Source organism: Leclercia sp. W6 (assembly GCF_003336345.1).
Lineage (GTDB): Bacteria > Pseudomonadota > Gammaproteobacteria > Enterobacterales > Enterobacteriaceae > Enterobacter.
Genome location: NZ_CP031104.1, coordinates 2468259 through 2488606, shown reverse-complemented (window position 1 = coordinate 2488606; position 20348 = coordinate 2468259). Strand labels below are relative to the sequence as shown.

Genomic DNA, 20348 nt, shown 5'->3' with positions numbered 1-20348 from the left:
TCTGGAGGTGGTATGAGGACGATTAAAGGCCCGGGTATTTTTCTGTCGCAGTTTATCGGGGCACAACCCCCGTTCAACACCCTCGACGGGCTGGCCGGTTGGGCGGCGGAAAAGGGCTACAAAGCGCTGCAAATGCCCTGCAACCATAAAGCGATTTTTGACGTCGAGCAGGCGGCAGAAAGCCAGACCTACTGCGACGAGATAAGCGGCAGGCTGGCGGAGAAGGGGCTGGTCATCAGCGAGCTCTCCACTCATCTGGAGGGGCAGCTTATCGCGGTCAATCCGGTCTACGACGAGGCGTTCGATAACTTCGCTCCTCCGGCGGTGCGCGGTAACGCCAGCGCCCGCCAGGCCTGGGCGACCGACATTGTAAAAAAGGCGGCGGTGGCCTCGGCACGGCTCGGTTTAACCGCCCACGCCACCTTCTCGGGATCGCTGGCCTGGCCGTTTATCTATCCCTGGCCGCCACATAACGAGACGCGTTTTGCGGAGGCGTTCAGCGAACTGGCCCGCCGCTGGCGACCCATTCTGGATGCGTTCGATGAGCAGGGGGTTAACGTCTGCTATGAAATTCATCCCGGGGAAGATCTGCACGACGGCGTCACCTTCGAGCGTTTTCTGGCGCTGGTAGACAACCATCCGCGCTGCAACATGCTTTACGACCCGAGCCATCTGCTGTTGCAGCAGATCGATTATCTGACCTGGATCGATCACTACCACACCCGCATCAAGGCGTTTCATGTTAAGGATGCTGAATTCCGTCCCAACGGGCGCAGCGGGGTGTATGGCGGCTATCAGAGCTGGATCAACCGCGCCGGACGCTTCCGCTCGCCGGGGGACGGGCAAATCGACTTTAAGGGCATCTTCAGCAAGCTGACCCAGTACGACTACGACGGCTGGGCGGTGCTGGAGTGGGAGTGCTGCCTGAAAGATGGCGAAACCGGAGCGCGGGAAGGGCGCGAGTTTATCTCCCGCCACATTATCCCGGTATCCGATCGGGCATTTGACGATTTCGCCGCAGGAGAACTTCATGATTAACGTCGGCATTATCGGCAGCGGCTTTATCGGCCCGGCGCACATTGAAGCCCTGCGACGTCTCGGCTTCGTGCAGGTCGTCGCCCTGTGTGACGGCTCGCTGGAGCAGGCGCAAGAGAAGGCAAGGGCGCAGAACATTCCTCACGCCTACGGCAGCGTGGAGGCACTGCTGGCGCACCCGGATCTGCACGTGGTGCACAATTGCACCCCTAACCATCTGCATGCGGCGATCAACCGCCAGATCCTGCGTGCCGGTAAACATGTTTTCTCTGAAAAGCCGCTGTGCATGACGCCAGACGAGGCGCGGGAGCTGGTCACGCTGGCGGAACAGGCGGGGGTGATACACGGCGTAAGCTTTGTCTACCGTCAGTTTGCGATGGTGCGCCAGGCGGCGAGTATGGTAGAAGCTGGCTCCCTCGGACGGCTCTTTGCCGCCCACGGCAGCTATCTGCAGGACTGGATGCTGCTGGAAACCGACTACAACTGGCGGGTCGATGCCGCGCTCGGGGGCGCATCGCGGGCGGTGGTCGATATTGGTTCCCACTGGTGCGACACCATTCAGTTTCTGACCGGACGGCGCATCACCGAAGTGATGGCCGATCTCGCTATCGTCTGGCCGACCCGCAAGGCGAACGTCGCCGGTACTCAGACCTTCAGCCAGGCGGGCGACGCGATGTATGAAGACAAACCTGTCACCACCGAAGATTTCGGCTCGGTGCTGTTCCGCTTCGACGATGGCAGTAAGGGCTGCTTTACCGTCTCGCAGGTGAGCGCCGGACGTAAAAACCGCCTCAGCCTGGAGGTGAACGGTAGCGAGGGCTCCGTGGCCTGGGATCAGGAGGTGCCGCAGCAGCTGTGGTTGGGCCATCGGGCGCAGGCCAATCAAGTACTGACGGACGATCCGGGCCTGATGAACCGGGATGTGGCCGACAGCGCCCACTTCCCGGGCGGCCATATCGAAGGCTGGCCGGACGCCTTTAAAAATATGATGGCGCACTTTTATCAGGCGGTACAGGCGGGCAGGATGCCGGAGAAGCCGTTGTTCGCTACCTTCCATGACGGGGCGAGCGTCATGTATATCATTGATGCGATAGTCAAAAGCCATCAGCAGCAGCGCTGGGTCGCGGTCGCGCAGTAACACGTTGCCCGGTGCGCCGGGCAGCCCATTTATGGTAGCCTGCTGCAAACGCAAACTGCAGGATCACTCGTCGCTATGTCAATTCAGAAAATCGCCCAACTGGCGGGCGTCTCGGTGGCGACGGTATCGCGCGTGCTGAATAACAGCGATACCGTCAAAGCCAAAAACCGCGATCGCGTCTTGCAGGCGATTAAAGAGGCGAACTATCAGCCCAATCTTCTGGCCCGCCAGCTGCGCACGGCGCGCAGCTATATGGTGCTGGTGATGGTCTCCAACATTGCCAACCCGTTCTGCGCCGAGGTGGTGAAGGGCATTGAGGAGCAGGCGGAGAAAAACGGCTACCGCATTCTGCTGTGCAACTCCGGCTCCGATATTGAACGCTCCCGCTCGGGGCTCAGCCTGCTCTCCGGCAAAATGGTCGACGGCATTATCACCATGGATGCCTTCACCCGCCTCCCCGAACTGGCGGCACTCATCGGCGATGCCCCTTGGGTGCAGTGCGCCGAATACGCCGATGCGGGGGCGGTCTCTTGTGTGGGGATCAACGATGTCGACGCCTCCCAGCATGTGGTCAGCCGCCTGGCCGACGGCGGACGACAGCGGATTGCGCTTATCAACCACGATCTGAGCTACAAATATGCCCGCCTGCGCGAGCGGGGCTATAAAAGCGTGCTGCATCTGCGCGACCTGGCGTATCAGGCGGTAGAGTATGCGAGCGATCTGAGCGCGGCGGCCGGAATGACGGCGATGAGCAAACTGCTGGCAACAGAGCCGCGCCCGGATGCGGTGTTTGCGGTCTCCGATACTCTGGCCGCGGGAGCGTTACGTGCTATCGAAAAGGCCGGGCTGCGCGTGCCGGAAGATATCGCAGTGGTGGGTTTCGATGGCACCGAGCTGTCGGAGATGGTCTCGCTGACCACCATTGAACAGCCATCGCGGGATATCGGGCGCAAGGCGGTCGATCTGCTGCTGAACAAAATCGACAACCCCGATGCGCCCACGGAGCGGGTGATGATGAACTGGCGCTTTATTTCCCGCGCCAGCACCTGAGTTATTTTGCCAGCACGCCGGCCAGGGAGCGAATATCGTTTCCGGTGGGCGACTGGTGAATGCGCAGGCCAAATTCATCGATCACCGCGAAAATATGGTCGAAAATATCGGCCTGAATCGCCTCATATTCTGCCCAGATGACGGTGTTGGTGAAGGCATAGATTTCAATCGGCAGGCCGTTGGCGTCCGGCGCTAACTGGCGCACCATTAACGTCATATCCTGGCGAATACGCGGATGGTTGCGCAGATATTCATTCAGATAGGCGCGGAAGGTACCAACATTGGTCATCTTACGCAGGTTCAGCACCGATTCGCCTTCCCCGTTTTGCTGATTCCACAGGGTGATTTCCTCATGGCGCGTGGCCATATAGGGCTTGAGCAGCTTCGCCTGAATCAGCCGCTGCTGCTCCTGTTCGTCGAGAAAATGGATGCTGGTGGTATCAATATTCAGGCTGCGCTTAATCCGTCGTCCGCCGGAGGCTGACATCCCGCTCCAGTTGATAAAGGCGTCGGAGACCAGTGCCCAGGTCGGGATGGTCGTAATCGTGTTATCAAAATTGCGCACCTTGACGGTGGTCAGGCCGATATCGGTAACCGTGCCGTTCGCGCCATATTTCGGCATCTCCAGCCAGTCGCCGAGCTTGAGCATATCGTTGGCCGAGAGCTGAATGCCCGCCACCAGCCCGAGAATGGGATCTTTAAACACCAGCATCAGCACCGCCGCCATTGCGCCGAGGCCGCTAATCAGAATGGCCGGGGACTGACCAATCAGCAGGGAGATAATCAGGATCCCCACCAGAATGGCGCTCACCAGCTTGATCCCCTGGAAGATGCCTTTCAGCGGCAGCTGCGAGGCGGTGGCCATTTTTTGCGACAGGTTGAATATCACGTCCAGCAGCGAGAAGAACGCCAGCAGGGCGTAAATCATCACCCACAGCTTCGCGCAGGTGGTTAATATCTCTGCCGCATCGCTGCCTTTTTGCAGCCACAATACCGCCTGCACGTTGACGATGATCCCCTGCAGGGTAAAGGCCAGACGGTGAAATAATTTATTCTCGGTAATGATTTGCAGCCATAAATGGCTGCTGGCCCGGGCGCGTTTCTCGAAGGCCCGCAATACCACTTTGTGCAGAATAAAGTGAATAATCAGTGCAGTAAGAAAAATAATTCCAAAGATAATCACGAGGGAAGTGGTGTGATTAATTTCAATTCCTGACTCTTCGACCAGGGAAATAAACTCCTGCATAACATCTCCTGTATTAAAGCAGCCGCCATAATGGCGGCTGCGGATCGATTATGCAAACCCAGGGGCTTACCGGGACGCGTGGCAGGCTTTCGTGACCGGCAGGCTAAGACGATGGCGCAGCCGCAGGGTCGCCAGCGCCAGCACCACCATCATGCCCGTTTCTACCGCCAGGAAGAGGTTAATCGCCTCCGCGTAATCCCCTTGATGGTTTTGCAGGGCGTGGAGCAAAATCGCGCCAAATATCGCAGGCCCCAGGCCGAGCGCCGCCTGTTGCAGGGTGCTGAGAATGGCGCTGGCGGCCCCCGCGTCGTCGGGCTGAATATCGCGCATGCCGATACGGTAGAAGCTGTTCACAATCAGTGCCTGACCATAGCCCACCAGCCCGGTGGCCGGGGCGAGGGTCAGGGCGGTATTCTCCAGTCCCCAGATGCGGAAGGTGGCGATCAGCGCCAGCAGGCCGGTTATCTGAATTGCCAGGCCGGTAAGCAGAATGGTGCTGGTGCTGTAGCGGGCAATGAGACGTGGGGCAAACCACGCCGAGACGAAATAGGTCACCCCGAGGGCGATAAAGCTGTTGCCGGATTGCCACGGGGCCATCCCCAGCCCGGTTTGCATGGTTAGCGCCATGCAGAACATAAACCCGGACCAGACGCTGAAAAAGAGCAGCGCAATCAGCACGCCAAAGCGAATGCTGCCGAGCTGCATCAGACGCGGTGGGATCAGCGGGTGGGCGCCTTCACGCTCTTTTTTGCGCGCATTCAGCGCCATCAACCAGCCCAGCGGAATAATGGCGAGAAGCATCGCCTTCAGCGGCCAGGACCAGTGCCACTGGGGCCCCAGCGCCATCGGGAACAACAGGCAGCAGAGGATCGCGGCCAGCAGCGCGGTGCCCGGCCAGTCGATGCGCGACGGCGTATCGCGACGGGTTTCCGGCACGTAGTGTCGGCTCAGGGCCAGCACCAGCAGGCAGATCGGCACGTTGATAAAGAAGGCGTTGCGCCAGCCCAGCCCGGCTATATCCGCCGACACCAGCCAGCCGCCGCCCATCTGCCCGACGATAAAGGCGATCCCGCCGATGCCGCCAAACAGGCTGATGGCTTTGGCGTGAGCGGTGCCTTTCAGGGTGACGTGAAGGGTGGCAAGAATTTGCGGCATGATCAGCGCAGCCCCCGCGCCCTGCACGATGCGCGCGGCCAGCAGTTGCTCAATATTGCCTGCCACGCCGCACAGCAGTGAGGCCAGGCCAAAGCTCGCCACGCCCCACATAAACAGACGGCGGCGCCCGAGGTTATCTCCCAGCTTGCTGCCGAGCGCCAGACAGACGGCGAAGGCCACCCCGTAGAGGGCGACAATCAGCTCCAGCTCGGTGGCGGTGGCGTGCAGCGAGTGGGTGATGGAATCCAGCGCCACGTTGGTGATCGAGGTATCGATCAGCGGCAGCATCTGGCCGGTTAACAGCAATATCAGGCCTGCCCGGCCCGGTGAAACAACTGACCTATTCATGGTGACTCCATTGCGTCATTCATCAGATGGTCGTAGCATCAACCATCTGATAAACGGGTACCAGTTCTTGCTTATACTGGTACTGGCACTACTATGCAGGGGGCACTATGGCGCTGATGTCTGAACCGGTCACCGCACTCCAGGATGACACCCGTAAACAGCTGGGCGCCTTTTTACGTGCCCGACGCGAAAGTCTCGACCCGCAGCGTCTTGGCCTGCCGCGCAGCGGTCGCCGCCGCACGCCGGGCCTGCGGCGTGAAGAGGTGGCCATGCTGGCGGATGTGGGCGTCACCTGGTACACCTGGCTCGAGCAGGGCAGGAATGTAAACCCGTCCAGCGCGGTGATGGCGGCGGTGGCGAAAGCGCTGCAATGTACCCCGACCGAAGCCCGCCACCTCTTTCTGCTGGCTGGCCTGCCGCCGGGCGAAGCGCCGCAGGCGGTCTACTGCGAGGGGATCAGCGAAGGCACCCGACGTCTGCTCGATACTCTGATGCCAAAACCCGCCAGCATTCAGAAACCGAATTTCGATATCGTGGCGTGGAATGACAGCTTCGGTCATCTGATGGGCGTCGACTTTAACGCCATTCCGCCGGAAGATCGCAACTGTATCTATCTCTTCCTCACTCACCCCGCGTGGCGCGCCCGGCTGGGCAAGCGTGATGACGTGTTGCCGATTTTTGTCTCCTATTTTCGCGCGGCGATGGCCGAGCACCGGGGCGACCCGCAGTGGGAGGCCAAACTGGCACGCTTCTTTGCGGTATCTGAGGAGTTTGAAACCCTGTGGCACCAGCGCAACGACGTGCGCGGCGTGGAAAACCAGCTCAAGCTCTTTACCCATCCCGACCTGGGCGATTTTCATCTCCAGCAGATGTACTGGTACTCCGCCCCGCGCAACGGCTCGCGGCTGCTGGTCTATCTGCCGGTGGATGAGGCGGGAGAGAGGGCAATGGCGTGGCTGGCTGCAAAGAAATAATTTCTGCGAGGGGCTTTCAGGGAATAGAAGTCACTCCGGTCTGACCTGGATAAAGGGTGTAAGGTAAATCACGAAATGCAAAATTAGCCTTTAATGCAAATTGCCTTACATGCTAATATTTTCAGGGATGAAAAACCGTGTTCAGACTTATCGTTCATCAGGCAGTCAGAGAAGAGATCCTCTCGTTGCCTGCAGGCGTACAGGCGAAGCTGATTCGTCAGCTTGATAAATTGCGTGCTAACCCAACGGCACTCCGGGAGCCCGACAGCAAGCCATTACCCCATGGTTTGTTTGAAATAAGAACCGTCGGTCTGATTCATAGTCGCGGGATCTATGTTTATCAGCGGGAAAAAACAATTTATCTGTTGCGTGTATTTATCAAGAAGACGAAGAAGACGCCTTCTGCTGAAATCCGTCTGGCACTGAAAAGACAACAGGAGATGTTGGATGAGCAAGAAGATCATTGACTGGGATACGTTAAGAGCGGAGCTGTTAAGCGATTCAGATGTGCAGGCTGCCTTTGACGCCGAAGAGCGTAAGGCGCGGCTACAGGAGATGCTGGCACAGTGGCGTAAACAGGCTGGACTGACGCGTGCTCAGGTGGCGGAGCGCATGGGGGTCAGCGCGCCAACAGTCTCCCGAATGGAAGCCAATATTACCCGTGCGAGTCTGGATACCTTAACGCGTTATGCGTTGGTGTGCGGCGTTAAGCATCCGCAGATTACGCTCTATTAAAAACAGGCACGCCGGAACCCAGCGTGCCAGTAGTCATTAGCACTCAGTCACAATCGTGTTCAGCGGCAGACGCGATTTCGGCAGCGTGGCGTTGAAATCTTCCACGCTGTGATGCCCGACCGGCACCACCACCAGGCTGGTGAAGCCTTTCTCTTTCAGGCCAAACTCTTCGTCGAGGATGGCGGCGTCGAAACCTTCAATTGGCACGGCGTCCAGGCCCATTGCGGCCACGCCCAGCAGAAAGTTGCCGACGTTCAGGTATACCTGTTTCGCCATCCACTGGTGGTCATCTTTCAGATCGACACGGTGCATATCGGCGAAGAAGGTGCGGCCTTTGTGGTTGGCAGCTTTCGCTTCCGGGGTGGCGAAGCGGCCATCGGCCTCTTCCTGATCCACCACGCGGTTCAGCCAGGCATCGTCCATCGCGGTTTTGGCGCAGAACACCACCACGTGAGAGGCATCCAGCATTTTGCGTTCGTTGAAGACAAAGCCACCGGCTGCGGATTTCGCCACGCGCGCTTTGCCTTCTTCGGTGCTGGCGACGATAAAGTGCCACGGCTGCGAGTTGGTGCTCGACGGGCTGTACTGCAGCAGAGTTTTAATCTGTTCCGCCTGGTCGGCAGTCAATTTTTTGCTCGGATCAAAGGCCTTTGTTGAGTGACGTTTTAAGGCAACAGAGATGATATCCATAACGACTCCTGGGGTTTAATGCAAAAGGGAAAATGATACAAAGGGAAAGGAACAAAGGTAAGGGCATTCCGAGCGCTTAAGGGCCCGGACGCAGACGTTTTTGCTCTTTTTTCGGCAGTTTATCCACCACCAGATGCCACGAATCATTGACCAGATCGGCGATCAGTTCAGGGGTGATATCCTCCGCCGCATAAATCGAAATCCAGTGTTTTTTATTCAGATGGTAGCCAGGCTCAATGCCCCGGTAGATCTGCTGGTTGAGCAGCGATTTTTGCGGGTCGGACTTTAGGCTCACGTGCAGACGCCCGTGCGCGACGCCAATCAGCATAAAAATCTTGCCGCCAACCTTAAACACATCGTAATCCGGGCCGAACGGCCAGCACTGTTCGGTAAAGGGCAGCTCCAGCGCCACCTGTTTTGCGCAGGCGGCGAGCGTTTTACTGTCCATCGCTATCCTCTTCGGCCAGCGCCCGCCACATCGCTTCAAAACCCAGCGCCTTAAATTCGGCTGCGCGGGCCGGTTCGCGAGTAGCGAAGGACATGGTGGTCTCCGCCAGGGATAAAAAGAGCGCGTCGCCAAACAGCCGGAACTCTTCCGACATAAACACCGGGCGAATATGACGACGGCAGAGCTCGTGCAGCTCCGGGAACATCTCATGCACCGCCTGCTCGGTTTCGGCGTTGATCTTCTCGCTCACCCCAAGCTGGCGGATGGCGCCGTGGGCCACCGGATTGCGGATCCCCCAGTCAACGTAGCTGTTCCAGATATTGCGGGTATGCTCTTTTGGCTGGGTCAGGGCACGATCCATATTCGCCAGCATGGTCTGGCACAGGTCCTGTTTCAGGTGCAGATAGAGGGCGTTAAGCAGGTCGTCTTTGGTAGCGAAATAGCGAAACAGGGTGCCTTCTGCCACGCCCGCGCTGCGGGCGATTAACGCGGTAGAAGCCGCAATGCCGGACTGGGCAAACGCGGTGGTTGCCGCGTCCAGCAACGCCAGTTTTTTATCTTCACTTTTCGGACGAGCCACTGCATTTCCTCCAGGTAATGTGCAAAAACCCCGATTGAATCATGCCCTTTGTGGGGCTGCAACGCGGAATGTCAAAGATCTTAAAACGTCTTGACGACTTTCGCATCACTTCTATAATGAGTGCTTACTCACTCATAATCAAGTTTTGCCCGCGCAGGCCATCGGATGGGGCGCGAATTCGGGTCGGGATATGAAAAAGCGTTTTATTGTTAGCGTGGTGGTAGTGATGATGATTGCATCCGCGGCGAGTTTGCCGTTTGTACTCAATGCCGGGTTCGGCCAGCCGCCACAGGGCGCGCAGCTGAGTGAGTTTGCCGCTTCGCCGCAGTATCGCGACGGCCAGTTCCATAACACCTTGCCGACACCCGGCTTTACCGGCAATAAGAACATGCTGGCGGCGTGGTGGGATTTTCTGGTGACGAAGCGTGAGAACGCACGTCCGGCCCAGCCGCTGCCGCTGGTGAAAACCGATCTGGCCACGCTGCCCTTGGATCAAGAGACGCTGGTCTGGCTCGGCCACTCCTCGTGGTATCTGCAGCTGGCAGGCAAACGCATTCTGATCGATCCGGTATTCAGCAACTATGCCGCACCTTTCTCTTTTCTCAATAAAGCCTTTGCCGGGGAGTACCCATGGCGTGCCGAAGAGATGCCCGATATCGATCTGCTGATTATCTCGCACGATCACTACGATCATCTCGACTACGCCACCATCAAAGCCCTGTTGCCCAAAGTGAAACGCGTGGTCACGCCGCTCGGGGTGGGATCGCACCTGCGCTACTGGGGCATGGAGCCCTCGATCATTGAGGAGCGGGACTGGGAGCAGTCGGTGCGGATCAGCGACGATCTCACCGTACATGTCCTGCCGGCGCGCCACTTCTCCGGGCGCGGGCTCAAGCGCAACCAGACGCTGTGGGGCAGCTTTATGTTTGTCACCCCAGAGACGAAAGTGTTCTACAGCGGTGATTCTGGCTATGGCCCGCACTTTAGCGCCATTGGCGAGCGCTTCGGCGCCGTCGATCTGGCGATCATGGAGAACGGCCAGTATGACCAGGACTGGAAGTACATCCACATGCAGCCTGCCGAAACGGCGCAGGCGGCGGCGGATCTTAATGCCAGCGCGGTAGTACCGGGCCACTCCGGGCGCTTTGTGCTGGCAAAACACACCTGGAACGACCCACTGATCCAGCTTACGCAGGCCAGCAAGGATAAAAAATATCGCCTGCTGACTCCGGAGCTCGGTGAGCCGGTCAGGGTAGATGATGCCACGCAACAATTTCGTGCGTGGTGGGAATAATGTTAAATCGAAGAGCAGAGGGGGAGAGCAGCATGACTATTTCCGCTCAGGTTATCGACACCATTGTCGAGTGGATCGACGACAACCTTCATCAGCCGTTGCGTATCGAGGATATCGCCCGACATGCGGGCTACTCCAAATGGCACTTACAGCGGCTGTTTATGCAGTACAAAGGCGAGAGTCTGGGGCGCTATATTCGCGAACGTAAGCTGCGGCTGGCGGCGCGGGATCTGCGTGAATCGGATGAAAAGGTCTACGATATCTGCCTGCGTTACGGCTTTGACTCCCAGCAGACCTTTACCCGCGTCTTTACCCGCACCTTTAACCAGCCGCCTGGGGCGTATCGCAAAGATAACCACAGTCGTGCGCATTAACAGCAGACTTAACGCGCAAACCAGCGGCGCCAGATGAAACGCAGAATAAAGAATTCAATGGCGCCGAGCAGTAAAAACCACAGGCAAAAGATGATGGTGTAGAGCTGATTCAGATCCATCAGATGGAAGAGGGTCATCAGCTTTTGCGCCACCACCAGCCCCAGCGACGGCGCAGGCAGCAACAGAACGGAGAGAAAGGCCATCAACAAAATGCCGCCTGCCGTTAACAGCGATTCTAACGGGTGTCTCATGATTATGTTAATCGTCAGTTAAAAATAACATTGTCACGGATAGGGCTTCGTAAAGCAATATCAACCGTCAGACGCAGGCGCGATAAATAATTGTCCGCTAATTCGCTGATATTTCCCCGTCAGAAAAATCTCTATTCAATTAACCTGCATTAATGTCAATTATTGTCAGCCTCCGGCGAATAGTTTTACAAAGGTATAGGTGCTCATTCCAATTAACGTCGCAATAACAATGGCAACAAAAATATATAACGCCAGGCGTCGTCCGCGATAAATCCCAAACATGGTTCCCTCTCGTTTAGTTTCGGTTTAGAAATAATTTGTAAAAATCGCTCTGGTGAAATGAAACGTTACCGGTTTAATGCCGCCGACAACAATAATAGTGCGATAAATTAATTTTCCTGACAACCCAATATTGTCGACAGATTTATAAAAGCAGATATGGAATTCAGGCTTTTGCTCACCGCAATCTGAAGGAGCTGAAATATGACCAAAATGCACCACACCCAGACGCCGCCGCCCACTACGCCAGACATGGCCTATCAGCAGACCGTAGAGCAGACGCTTGCCGCGCAGCAGAGCACCGCGGCGGGTCTGAGCCGCACGCAAGCACAGGCGCGCCTGGACAAGCATGGCCGCAACGCGCTGCCGGAGAAGAAAGCCAGACCAGCCTGGCTGCGTTTTCTGGCCCATTTTAACGATGTGCTGATTTATGTATTGCTGGCCGCTGCACTATTAACGGCAATAATGGGCCACTGGATCGATACCCTGGTTATTCTGGGTGTGGCGGTCATTAACGCGTTAATTGGTCATATTCAGGAAAGTAACGCCGAAAAATCACTGAGCAGCATCCGGAATATGCTCGCCAGCGATGCCCGCGTTATTCGTGACGGCGATCATGAAACAATACCCACAACTGAAATAGTTCCCGGGGATATTATTGTTCTGCGTGCCGGGGATCGTATTCCGGCCGATATGCGTTTAATTGAGGCGCATAATTTACGCGTTGAGGAGGCTATTCTCACCGGCGAATCGACGGTGGTGGATAAACACACCCAGCCGCTGAACGGGGAATTACCGCTCGGCGATCGCACCAACCTGGTCTTCTCCGGTACCACGGTGAGCGCAGGCGGCGGCGTTGGGGTAGTCATTGCCACCGGCCAGGAGACCGAGCTGGGCCACATTAATCAGATGATGGCCGGGATTGAGAAGCACCGCACTCCGCTGCTGGTGCAGATGGACAAACTCGGTAAGGCCATCTTTGGGATCATTATGGCGATGATGGCCGCGCTGTTCGTCTTTAGCCTGCTGCTGCGCGACATGCCGCTCGGCGAGCTGCTGCTCTCTTTGATTAGCCTGGCCGTGGCGGCGGTTCCGGAAGGTCTGCCTGCCATTATCTCGATTATCCTGTCGCTGGGCGTGCAGGCGATGGCCCGCAAGCGCGCTATTATCCGTAAACTGCCGACCGTGGAAACCCTGGGGGCGATGACCGTGGTCTGCTCGGATAAAACCGGCACCCTGACCATGAACGAGATGACCGTCAAGGCGATCATCACCGCCGACAGCTGCTACCGCGTTGAGGGCGACAGCTATGCTCCGGAAGGCAACATCTCTCTGGAGGGCAGCGACGAGCCGGTGCAGATCCAGCCGGGTACGGTGCTGGAGCACTATCTGCGCACCATCGACCTGTGTAACGACAGCCAGATGACACAGGACGAGCGCGGCCTGTGGCGTATCACCGGCGGGCCGACCGAAGGTGCGCTGAAGGTACTGGCGGCCAAAGCGCGGCTGGCACCGGTCACCACCACGCTGATTAACAAGATCCCGTTTGACTCCCAGTACAAGTACATGAGCGCTCACTATCGGATAGGTGACGAGGAGCAGATCCTCATCACCGGCGCGCCGGACGTTATTTTCGCTCTCTGCGCGCAACAGCAGACCCGCAATGGCGCCGAAGCCTTCAACCGCAGCTACTGGGAGGCCGAGATGGAGCGTTATGCGCGTCAGGGGTTGCGTATGGTGGCGGCGGCGTACAAACCGGCGAGCGGTGAGCAGACGTTAACCCACGACGACCTCAGCCACGGCCTGATCTTCCTCGGTATCGCCGGGATGATGGACCCGCCGCGTCCTGAAGCGATCGACGCCATTCATGCCTGCCAGCAGGCGGGGATCCGCGTCAAGATGATCACCGGGGATCACCCGCAGACGGCCATGAGCATCGGCCAGATGCTGGGGATCGCCAACAGTGGCCAGGCGGTGACCGGCTCCCGGCTGGAAAAGATGGATGATAGCGAGCTGGCAAAAGCGGCGGTGGAGTACGATATCTTCGCCCGCACCAGCCCGGAGCATAAGCTGCGTCTGGTGAAAGCCTTGCAGGAGAAAGGTGAAATCGTCGGTATGACCGGCGACGGCGTAAACGATGCCCCGGCGCTGCGCCAGGCGGACGTGGGCATCGCGATGGGCATTAAGGGCACGGAAGTGACCAAAGAGGCGGCGGATATGGTCCTGACGGATGATAACTTCGCCACCATCGCCAGCGCGGTGAAAGAGGGGCGTCGCGTCTACGACAACCTGAGGAAGACCATTCTGTTTATCATGCCGACCAACCTGGCGCAGGGGCTGCTGATTGTGATTGCTCTGCTGGCGGGGAACATCATTCCCCTGACGCCGGTGCTGATTTTGTGGATGAACATGGCGACCTCCGCCACGCTCTCCTTCGGGCTGGCGTTTGAGGCCGCCGAGCGCAACATCATGCGTCGCCCGCCGCGTCAGACCGGGCAGCACGTGATGGATGGTTATGCCGTCTGGCGGGTGGCCTTCGTCGGCACCCTGATCGCCGTCGCCGCCTTTGCGCTGGAAGCCTGGCTGGCTCCGCGCGGTCACAGCGCGGAGTTCATTCGCACCGTGCTGCTGCAGATGCTGGTCTGTGCCCAGTGGGTCTACATGATTAACTGCCGCAACACCGAAGGCTTCTCCCTTAACCGCGGCCTGCTGGCGAACAAAGGTATCTGGCTGGTGACGGGCGTGCTGTTGCTGCTGCAGCTGGCGATTATCTACCTGCCGTTTATGCAGATGCTGTTCGGCACCGAAGCGCTGCCGCTGCGCTACTGGGGTGTAACCCTGGCGACCGCGGGCGCGATGTTCTTCATCGTCGAAATCGAGAAGCGACTGACCCGCAGGTTCCGTAAGGCGGTATAACGTTTGCCCCTCTCCCAAAGGGAGAGGGGGAAGCTATCACACCTCAGAAGATCGCTTTGGAGGTTAAAACAGAGCGATTACGGGCTGGTCGCCCAAACCTCGCACTGTTTTTGCACTAACGAGATGAGCGAGCCGCCGTCTGCGATAAAGTCCCGCATGCGCTGGGCCTCGCTCTTCTCCTGTTTCAGGCTTCGGGCGATGTCTTCAATCGCACTCGACGCCCCAAGCTTCTGCGCAGAAGGGGCGACGCGCTCCAGCAGCCAGGCGAGATCTTCTGCAATGGTTTTTTGTTCCCCGGTGTGGACGTCCGTCAGGATCCCCTCCAGCCCGTAGCGGCAGGCCTGAAAACGGTTAAAGCGATAGAGTAAAAAATCCCGCTCCTGATGTTTATAAGGCCGGGTGGTGAGCAGCCAGTGGGAGGTGGCCTGGATCAGCCCGGCGATATTAATGGCATGGGCGAGGGTCAGCGGCGTGTCCATCACCCGCACCTCCACGGTGCCAAAATGGGGGCTCGGGCGAATGTCCCAGTGTAGATCCTTGATGCTGTCAATCATGCTGGTGTGGCTCAGACGCCGGAACAGCCCTTCGAACTCCTGCCAGCTGTTAACCCACGGCATCAGGCCGTTATCCGGGAATCCGGAGAAGATATTGAGGCGCGAAGAGGAGAACTTCGTGTCGGTCCCCTGCATATAGGGCGACGTTGCCGCCAGGGCGATAAAGTGCGGCACAAAGCGCGACAGCCCGTGCAGCAGGTAAATGGCGTCATCCCCGGTTCGGCAGCCCACATGAACATGCTGACCAAACACCGTGGCCTGCAAAATCAGATAGCCAAAACGCTCAAGCGTGGCGTTGTAGCGTTCGTCCTCGCACACCTCCTGACGCTGCCACTTCTGAAACGGATGCGTACCGCCGCCGCAAATCTGAATATGCTGTTCCGCCGCAGCCCGCAAAATGCTCTGCTGCAGGGCGGAAAACTGCGCCGCCGCTTGGTCGATGTTCTGGCAGACGCCGGTGGCGATCTCCAGCATGCTTTCGGTGATATCGTGCTTCACTTCCCCGGCTTTGATGTCGTTTTTCACGGCGGCGATCAGGGCGGATGAGTCCTGGCTCAGATCGTAGCCCGGCGGGTTAACCACCTGCAGTTCCAGTTCGATGCCGAGGGTGTAGGGTTCAGAGGATTTAAAATCGGGTAAAGGCATAGCGCACTCCGTTGTCTGTGATGAGTTGAGTATAGACAACGGGTGAGGTTCTCCCTTTCCCTATGGAACAGGCCCAGTCTACCTTGACGCTCCAGAGTCGTTATCGCTATTAATATTGGCCTGATTATTAACATTAAGGAGCAAGCAATGGTCTCATTTCGACCCCTGACAGAGGATGAGTATCCTGCTTATCTGGACTATTTTATTGATGATTATGCCGAGGAGATCGCCTCAAACTACGGACTCTCTCAACACGATTCTCTTGCCAGAGCGAAGCAGGAAATTGCCGAAATGCTTCCTGAAGGCGTGAATACGCATGGACACGTTTTACTCTCTCTTGTTGCGCCGATAGATCAGACCAACAGGCCTGTCGGTTATCTCTGGTATAAACCCGATACAATGATGCGTTCAGTGTTTATCTACGATTTTCATATTTTCACCTCTTGTCAGGGGCAGGGGCTGGGTAAACAGACTCTTCGCGTTTTTGAAGCGCATCTGCGCGAAAGGGGCTTTAAAGAGATCAGACTGCGAGTGGCAGGGGATAATACCCGTGCCCGGCATCTTTACGAGACCAGCGGTTTTGGCATTACCGGAGTCAACATGAGCAAGTCTATTGTGGCGCCCGCGGAAAAAATATTGTGAGGATGCTAAAATCCTCGCAACAACTGACACCCTGAGGATAACGCATGAGCAACGACGTACCGATTAAATATTATGACATCGTGGATGAGTACACGACGGAAGCCGCCGAGCCGGTCAACGAGTCAGAGCGTGATTCGCTGGCGCTCTATTTCCAGCTGTTGATCACCCGCCTGATGAATAACGAAGAGATCAGCGAAGCGGCGCAGACCGAGATGGCGGTGGAAGCCGGCATCAACACCCAGCGCATTGACGATATCGCTAATTTCCTCAACCAGTGGGGCAATGAGTAGTTCCTGCATGAAAGACATAGTCTGCGCAAGCGTTGTGCTTTACACTGCGCGCGGCAAAAACTGAGTTAGTAACGATTAATTAGGCGGTAACGGCAATGGCGATGAACGGAACAATCACAACCTGGTTTGCAGATAAGGGCTTTGGATTTATCAAAGATGAAAACGGCGATAACCGCTATTTTCATGTGATTAAGGTCGCCAATCCCGATCTGATTAAGAAAGATGCCGCGGTAACGTTTGAACCGACCACCAACAACAAGGGGTTGTCGGCGTATGCGGTGAAGGTGATCCCCGAGAGCAAATATATTTACCTTGATGGCGAGCGCCATAAAATCACCTCCATCAAATCTTACCTGGTCTACAGCGAAGAAGAGCCTGCCGAAACCCGGATTGATAAAGAGAACGGCGTGCTGTCGGTGAAGAGCCTGATGGGCAATATCGCGCCGAAATCAACGGCCAAAGCGGGCGAAATGCGCACGGTAAGAAAACTGGCTATCACCACCTTCCAGGGCAAAACCTTTATCTTCTCCGAAGATGAGATTGACCTGGATGCCACGGTGAAAATGCTCAAGAACCTGAAGTAATCTGCATCCTGCCGGGTAGCGGCTGCGCCTTACCCGGCATGGAAAATCAAGGCGGCGCGAAACACAGGCCCGTGCAAGCGCAGCGCCGTCCTCTCATCGACCTTCTCTCCTGATACATCCCCAGCATAAAGAATTATTTACGCGATTAACGCGCCCGGCAGTACTGTTATGCAGACAATCCTGTATTGTGAAATAACAAACCGTTCACAAAGAAAGGGGGTAGCAGCGTGCCGGAGATGAATATCTGGGGACAGATGGTTAACGATCCTGTTCCCGGCTGGCAGGGGGCCAGTGTACTGGAGCGTGGGGTGCTGGAAGGGCGTTTTTGCCGCCTTGAGCCGCTGAATGCGCACCAGCATGCGAGCGATCTGTTCGAGGCCTACGCGCTGGGCGACGACAGCGACTGGACCTGGCTTGCCAGCAATCAACCTGCCAGCGTGGAAGAGACCGCCAGCTGGGTGCAGGGCAAAGTGCAGGATAAGGCGCTGGTGCCTTTTGCAGTGATCGATCGCCAGAGCGAGCGCGCCGTCGGGCTGGTCTGTTATATGGCCATTGAGCAACAGCTGGGTTCGGTGGAGATAGGGCATGTCACCTGGTCGCGCAAAATGAAAAACAGTCCGCTCGGCACAGAGGCGATCTGGCTGCTGCTGAAATATGGTTTTGAGCGAGGCTATCGCCGTCTGGAGTGGAAGTGCGATTCGATGAACATCCCCTCGCGCCGGGCCGCAGAGCGGCTGGGCTTTACCTGGGAAGGGCGGCTGCGCCAGAAGCTGGTGCGTAAAGGCCGTAACCGCGACAGCGATATGCTCTCCATCATAGACAGCGAATGGCCGGAGCGGGACGCGGCTCTGCGTGGCTGGCTGGCCGCAGATAATTTTGATAACGATGGACGGCAGATCAAACGCCTCGAGGCATTTCACGTTCGCCCCGAAACGGCATAACAGTGAATTTATTGCAGGCGCGCCTCTGAAAAGGGGCCCCTGCGCCGTTTATTTTCTTTTGTTATTAACAATATTATTTATTCAGATTACTCCGCAATTAAAAGTATACATTTATTATCTTTAGCAGCCCGAATTAAAACGCCTTATCATCGCCCCGCTGGTATTAATTGCGCAGATGGTAGCACTCAGCGCAAATAAACCAGCTGTCTGTAAATGTCCGTGGGTCGTAGCCTTTTCGGCTGGCGCAACCTTGTTCTGCGCGGTGTGGGAGGGCGTGGCTTTGTCGAATGTCGTCCTGATTCATGGTGATGTGAATTAATTATTAAATTCTTTGCTTAATTGAAAAGAGAAATTTGAAATGGGCATAATTAAAAAAATCCTTCTGGCTATTGTCATTATTGCTGGCGTGCTGAATATCTCCAGACAGGCTCATGAATATGGCCTCGATATTGGCTTGCAGTTGCTGACAGTATTTATCCTGAGTACCGCTTTCCTATGGCGCTGGGCGTCCGGCTACCTGCCACATATCGGGAAATCAGTCGCGATTACGATCATGATGGTAACCATGCTGATCGCGCGGGTAATTGTTGAGTATGCCATCGCCGATCATCTGCACGTTGACCTGGTGGAGGTCATTCATACCAGCCTCAAATACAGCCCGTGGCTTTGGCTGGCGATGTTCCTGGGTTCGGGTGTGAAGGTCTTTTTCTGGCGCTGGCTGTTTGCGGGCGTGCGCCAGGAGAACAGATCAGAAGTTACCGCCTGAGGACAGGGCAGAAACAGGCGCGGGAATGCGAGCACGATCGTGAGGCGCGCTACAACCATCACCACCACGGATAAACAGGTCCGCCCACCTCTTTGGTGGGCATGATATCGTCCGGTTACCTCTCTTTATGCGCCTTGACTCATTTGACTAAAGTCAAACTTTAGTGACTTATTTAATTGTCTTAATAATGTTATTTGGTGACGATTTTTAAAAAGTTGTTACTAGATAAAATAGTCTTTACCTGGTCTTTTGGGTTGATTGAGTTTGTAGAGGTTATCTAAAGCGTTCAGCTCAAACGCATCGGGTATCGGCGCATCCTCTTTGAATATGATTTTCGTGAGGCGCATAACGCTCTGGTGCACCTGAAGTTTGCACCATCCTTGTAAAGATGACCACTTTATCAATCATGCAAGTCTTATTGAGGAAGTCTAATCGCAAACATAATTTACTGTACCTATCTGTCTATTGTAAGACATATCATTTTCTTTCATTTGAAAATAATCTATCGATAAAGTCTTTCTGATTTAACATGCCTTCAACAAAATGTGTCTCAGATTTAGAATGTTGACATGTTTTAAGCAGACTTTCATATTTCAGGACATGAAATAACTGCATGCTTAAGGCGGAGGGAGTGTGGACAAAATCAGAAGTTATCCATCAAAGCGCAGACCGCGAGGTGAAAGTAAAAATGCCCGGTTAACCATGCTGAGCGCACGCATCGATGAAGAGCTTTGTGAGTACGTGCAGGCTACCGCTTACGAAACGCGTAAAAGCAAACAGGACATCATCGCGGAAGCCCTGATGCTTCATCGCCAGCACCATCAGCCTAACCCCGATAACTGAAGCTCGTCTCAGCGTACAGGTTCGTCAAACGAAAAAGGTAGTACAGAATGACGTTTCTACGCCTCTGGCATGACTGCACTCTGCTCCGGTGATGACGTCGATTTAACGTACTTCACGCCAGCATCTAAACGTTTTCTGAAAAAGTAATTTACCTGGCTAAATAACCAGTGAAAAGGCGGTTTTTTCACCTGAGCGAGCGTAGTATTGCGGCGGGTGCCTGATGCTTTCTGAGCTCAGGCAGGTCTGGAGATGCAGAAAGCAAAAGCCCCGGAGATGTTTCCATCAACCGGGGCTACCTACCCAAACCTAAGCAATTTGGATGGTAGCCTCTTCTTAGCAAGGAGGCAATGACATGCTTAACAAGTACGCCTTTTGGGCGATCCTGGTGCTGGCTTTAACTGTGCTGGGCGTCACGTTTCTGGTTCGCGAAACGTTATGTGAGCTGAGCTTTAAGGAGCGTGATGTAGAAGTGAAAGCTGTTCTCGCTTACGAAACGAAGAAGTAGCGGTATGTGGGGAGCAATCCCCGCTTATCCAATTGTCGGTTTGGTTCGGGTACCCGTTTTTTTGC

The 20348-nt window shown here is 56.1% G+C and carries 23 protein-coding genes; 16 read left to right on the top strand and 7 right to left on the bottom strand.

The genetic code is table 11. From position 1 onward, the window contains the following. The first annotated feature begins 12 nt into the window (after nucleotides 1-12). From DVA43_RS12260 to DVA43_RS12250, 3 genes are all read left to right on the top strand, one after another. Nucleotides 13-1038 (top strand): sugar phosphate isomerase/epimerase, encoded by a 1026-nt coding sequence (locus DVA43_RS12260; protein ID WP_114315716.1) that lies wholly within the window; start codon nucleotides 13-15, stop codon nucleotides 1036-1038. Further along, nucleotides 1031-2173 carry a Gfo/Idh/MocA family protein gene (locus DVA43_RS12255; RefSeq protein ID WP_114315715.1) on the top strand — a complete coding sequence of 381 codons (1143 nt, stop codon included), beginning with the start codon at nucleotides 1031-1033 and terminating at the stop codon, nucleotides 2171-2173. Before DVA43_RS12260 ends, DVA43_RS12255 begins: the two co-directional genes overlap by 8 nt. Nucleotides 2174-2248: 75 nt before the next feature. Beyond that, entirely contained in the window at nucleotides 2249-3223 is a 975-nt protein-coding gene (locus tag DVA43_RS12250; protein ID WP_103178554.1) for a LacI family DNA-binding transcriptional regulator, read from the top strand. A 1-nt stretch (nucleotide 3224) separates the two neighbouring features. Here DVA43_RS12250 and DVA43_RS12245 read toward each other — a convergent pair whose 3' ends face one another. Further along, nucleotides 3225-4469: a mechanosensitive ion channel family protein gene (locus tag DVA43_RS12245; protein WP_114315714.1), complete on the bottom strand. Its 1245-nt coding sequence runs from the start codon at nucleotides 4467-4469 to the stop codon at nucleotides 3225-3227. Nucleotides 4470-4535: 66 nt separating this feature from the next. Next, on the bottom strand, nucleotides 4536-5972 hold the full coding sequence (locus DVA43_RS12240) for an MFS transporter (RefSeq protein WP_114315713.1): 1437 nt from the start codon (nucleotides 5970-5972) through the stop codon (nucleotides 4536-4538). Nucleotides 5973-6079: 107 nt separating this feature from the next. On the opposite strand from DVA43_RS12240, the gene DVA43_RS12235 reads away from it, so the two are divergent. The 3 genes from DVA43_RS12235 to DVA43_RS12225 all read left to right on the top strand — a co-directional run bounded on the left by DVA43_RS12235 (nucleotide 6080) and on the right by DVA43_RS12225 (nucleotide 7681). Continuing rightward, the gene (locus DVA43_RS12235; RefSeq protein WP_114315712.1) at nucleotides 6080-6946 is read left to right on the top strand and encodes a helix-turn-helix transcriptional regulator; all 867 of its coding nucleotides are present in this window, start codon (nucleotides 6080-6082) and stop codon (nucleotides 6944-6946) included. A 137-nt stretch (nucleotides 6947-7083) separates the two neighbouring features. Further along, the gene (locus DVA43_RS12230; RefSeq protein WP_114315711.1) at nucleotides 7084-7413 is read left to right on the top strand and encodes a type II toxin-antitoxin system RelE/ParE family toxin; all 330 of its coding nucleotides are present in this window, start codon (nucleotides 7084-7086) and stop codon (nucleotides 7411-7413) included. Continuing rightward, nucleotides 7394-7681: a helix-turn-helix transcriptional regulator gene (locus DVA43_RS12225; protein ID WP_103178559.1), complete on the top strand. Its 288-nt coding sequence runs from the start codon at nucleotides 7394-7396 to the stop codon at nucleotides 7679-7681. Before DVA43_RS12230 ends, DVA43_RS12225 begins: the two co-directional genes overlap by 20 nt. 36 nt (nucleotides 7682-7717) lie before the next feature. Here DVA43_RS12225 and nfsB read toward each other — a convergent pair whose 3' ends face one another. From nfsB to DVA43_RS12210, 3 genes are all read right to left on the bottom strand, one after another. Continuing rightward, nucleotides 7718-8371: an oxygen-insensitive NAD(P)H nitroreductase gene (nfsB, locus tag DVA43_RS12220; protein WP_114315710.1), complete on the bottom strand. Its 654-nt coding sequence runs from the start codon at nucleotides 8369-8371 to the stop codon at nucleotides 7718-7720. 76 nt (nucleotides 8372-8447) lie between these two features. Next, entirely contained in the window at nucleotides 8448-8819 is a 372-nt protein-coding gene (locus DVA43_RS12215; protein WP_114315709.1) for an MmcQ/YjbR family DNA-binding protein, read from the bottom strand. Further along, nucleotides 8809-9399: a TetR/AcrR family transcriptional regulator gene (locus DVA43_RS12210; RefSeq protein ID WP_114315708.1), complete on the bottom strand. Its 591-nt coding sequence runs from the start codon at nucleotides 9397-9399 to the stop codon at nucleotides 8809-8811. Before DVA43_RS12210 ends, DVA43_RS12215 begins: the two co-directional genes overlap by 11 nt. 190 nt (nucleotides 9400-9589) lie before the next feature. Here DVA43_RS12210 and DVA43_RS12205 point away from each other — a divergent pair, with 190 nt between their 5' ends. Next, the gene (locus DVA43_RS12205) at nucleotides 9590-10693 is read left to right on the top strand and encodes an MBL fold metallo-hydrolase (RefSeq protein WP_114315707.1); all 1104 of its coding nucleotides are present in this window, start codon (nucleotides 9590-9592) and stop codon (nucleotides 10691-10693) included. A gap of 32 nt (nucleotides 10694-10725) precedes the next feature. Continuing rightward, nucleotides 10726-11067: a RamA family antibiotic efflux transcriptional regulator gene (locus DVA43_RS12200; protein ID WP_103178564.1), complete on the top strand. Its 342-nt coding sequence runs from the start codon at nucleotides 10726-10728 to the stop codon at nucleotides 11065-11067. 8 nt (nucleotides 11068-11075) lie between these two features. Here the strand turns inward: DVA43_RS12200 and DVA43_RS12195 are convergent, their stop codons facing one another. Beyond that, on the bottom strand, nucleotides 11076-11318 hold the full coding sequence (locus DVA43_RS12195; protein ID WP_103824118.1) for a DUF1158 domain-containing protein: 243 nt from the start codon (nucleotides 11316-11318) through the stop codon (nucleotides 11076-11078). A 492-nt stretch (nucleotides 11319-11810) separates the two neighbouring features. Between DVA43_RS12195 and DVA43_RS12190 the strand changes: the two genes are divergently transcribed. After that, the gene (locus DVA43_RS12190) at nucleotides 11811-14513 is read left to right on the top strand and encodes a cation-transporting P-type ATPase (protein ID WP_371414036.1); all 2703 of its coding nucleotides are present in this window, start codon (nucleotides 11811-11813) and stop codon (nucleotides 14511-14513) included. Nucleotides 14514-14590: 77 nt separating this feature from the next. On the opposite strand, the gene DVA43_RS12185 is transcribed toward DVA43_RS12190, so the two are convergent. Then, nucleotides 14591-15712: a YbdK family carboxylate-amine ligase gene (locus DVA43_RS12185; RefSeq protein WP_103824120.1), complete on the bottom strand. Its 1122-nt coding sequence runs from the start codon at nucleotides 15710-15712 to the stop codon at nucleotides 14591-14593. A 147-nt stretch (nucleotides 15713-15859) separates the two neighbouring features. On the opposite strand from DVA43_RS12185, the gene DVA43_RS12180 reads away from it, so the two are divergent. The 7 genes from DVA43_RS12180 to DVA43_RS12155 all read left to right on the top strand — a co-directional run bounded on the left by DVA43_RS12180 (nucleotide 15860) and on the right by DVA43_RS12155 (nucleotide 20283). Beyond that, nucleotides 15860-16354: a GNAT family N-acetyltransferase gene (locus DVA43_RS12180; protein ID WP_114315705.1), complete on the top strand. Its 495-nt coding sequence runs from the start codon at nucleotides 15860-15862 to the stop codon at nucleotides 16352-16354. A 44-nt stretch (nucleotides 16355-16398) separates the two neighbouring features. Beyond that, nucleotides 16399-16644 (top strand): YmjA family protein, encoded by a 246-nt coding sequence (locus tag DVA43_RS12175; RefSeq protein ID WP_103178569.1) that lies wholly within the window; start codon nucleotides 16399-16401, stop codon nucleotides 16642-16644. Between the two features lie 95 nt (nucleotides 16645-16739). Continuing rightward, nucleotides 16740-17228: a cold-shock protein gene (locus DVA43_RS12170; protein WP_103178570.1), complete on the top strand. Its 489-nt coding sequence runs from the start codon at nucleotides 16740-16742 to the stop codon at nucleotides 17226-17228. A 227-nt stretch (nucleotides 17229-17455) separates the two neighbouring features. Further along, nucleotides 17456-18169: a GNAT family N-acetyltransferase gene (locus DVA43_RS12165; protein ID WP_114315704.1), complete on the top strand. Its 714-nt coding sequence runs from the start codon at nucleotides 17456-17458 to the stop codon at nucleotides 18167-18169. A 358-nt stretch (nucleotides 18170-18527) separates the two neighbouring features. Further along, complete coding sequence (locus tag DVA43_RS12160) at nucleotides 18528-18935, top strand: hypothetical protein (protein ID WP_114315703.1); 408 nt, start codon at nucleotides 18528-18530, stop codon at nucleotides 18933-18935. A gap of 702 nt (nucleotides 18936-19637) precedes the next feature. Continuing rightward, complete coding sequence (locus DVA43_RS24720) at nucleotides 19638-19778, top strand: hypothetical protein (RefSeq protein WP_197080127.1); 141 nt, start codon at nucleotides 19638-19640, stop codon at nucleotides 19776-19778. A gap of 352 nt (nucleotides 19779-20130) precedes the next feature. Then, nucleotides 20131-20283 carry a Hok/Gef family protein gene (locus tag DVA43_RS12155; RefSeq protein ID WP_103824124.1) on the top strand — a complete coding sequence of 51 codons (153 nt, stop codon included), beginning with the start codon at nucleotides 20131-20133 and terminating at the stop codon, nucleotides 20281-20283. Nucleotides 20284-20348 lie beyond the last annotated feature (65 nt).

Coding starts and splice junctions, on each gene's coding strand:
- DVA43_RS12260 (WP_114315716.1), top strand. CDS start 13: ATGAGGACGATTAAAGGCCCGGGTATTTTTCTGTCGCAGTTTATCGGG.
- DVA43_RS12195 (WP_103824118.1), bottom strand. CDS start 11,318: ATGAGACACCCGTTAGAATCGCTGTTAACGGCAGGCGGCATTTTGTTG.
- DVA43_RS12185 (WP_103824120.1), bottom strand. CDS start 15,712: ATGCCTTTACCCGATTTTAAATCCTCTGAACCCTACACCCTCGGCATC.
- DVA43_RS12245 (WP_114315714.1), bottom strand. CDS start 4,469: ATGCAGGAGTTTATTTCCCTGGTCGAAGAGTCAGGAATTGAAATTAAT.
- DVA43_RS12240 (WP_114315713.1), bottom strand. CDS start 5,972: ATGAATAGGTCAGTTGTTTCACCGGGCCGGGCAGGCCTGATATTGCTG.
- DVA43_RS12250 (WP_103178554.1), top strand. CDS start 2,249: ATGTCAATTCAGAAAATCGCCCAACTGGCGGGCGTCTCGGTGGCGACG.
- DVA43_RS12155 (WP_103824124.1), top strand. CDS start 20,131: ATGCTTAACAAGTACGCCTTTTGGGCGATCCTGGTGCTGGCTTTAACT.
- DVA43_RS24720 (WP_197080127.1), top strand. CDS start 19,638: ATGCTGAGCGCACGCATCGATGAAGAGCTTTGTGAGTACGTGCAGGCT.
- DVA43_RS12225 (WP_103178559.1), top strand. CDS start 7,394: ATGAGCAAGAAGATCATTGACTGGGATACGTTAAGAGCGGAGCTGTTA.
- DVA43_RS12160 (WP_114315703.1), top strand. CDS start 18,528: ATGGGCATAATTAAAAAAATCCTTCTGGCTATTGTCATTATTGCTGGC.
- DVA43_RS12215 (WP_114315709.1), bottom strand. CDS start 8,819: ATGGACAGTAAAACGCTCGCCGCCTGCGCAAAACAGGTGGCGCTGGAG.
- DVA43_RS12255 (WP_114315715.1), top strand. CDS start 1,031: ATGATTAACGTCGGCATTATCGGCAGCGGCTTTATCGGCCCGGCGCAC.
- DVA43_RS12200 (WP_103178564.1), top strand. CDS start 10,726: ATGACTATTTCCGCTCAGGTTATCGACACCATTGTCGAGTGGATCGAC.
- DVA43_RS12170 (WP_103178570.1), top strand. CDS start 16,740: ATGGCGATGAACGGAACAATCACAACCTGGTTTGCAGATAAGGGCTTT.
- DVA43_RS12190 (WP_371414036.1), top strand. CDS start 11,811: ATGCACCACACCCAGACGCCGCCGCCCACTACGCCAGACATGGCCTAT.
- DVA43_RS12235 (WP_114315712.1), top strand. CDS start 6,080: ATGGCGCTGATGTCTGAACCGGTCACCGCACTCCAGGATGACACCCGT.
- nfsB (WP_114315710.1), bottom strand. CDS start 8,371: ATGGATATCATCTCTGTTGCCTTAAAACGTCACTCAACAAAGGCCTTT.
- DVA43_RS12205 (WP_114315707.1), top strand. CDS start 9,590: ATGAAAAAGCGTTTTATTGTTAGCGTGGTGGTAGTGATGATGATTGCA.
- DVA43_RS12180 (WP_114315705.1), top strand. CDS start 15,860: ATGGTCTCATTTCGACCCCTGACAGAGGATGAGTATCCTGCTTATCTG.
- DVA43_RS12175 (WP_103178569.1), top strand. CDS start 16,399: ATGAGCAACGACGTACCGATTAAATATTATGACATCGTGGATGAGTAC.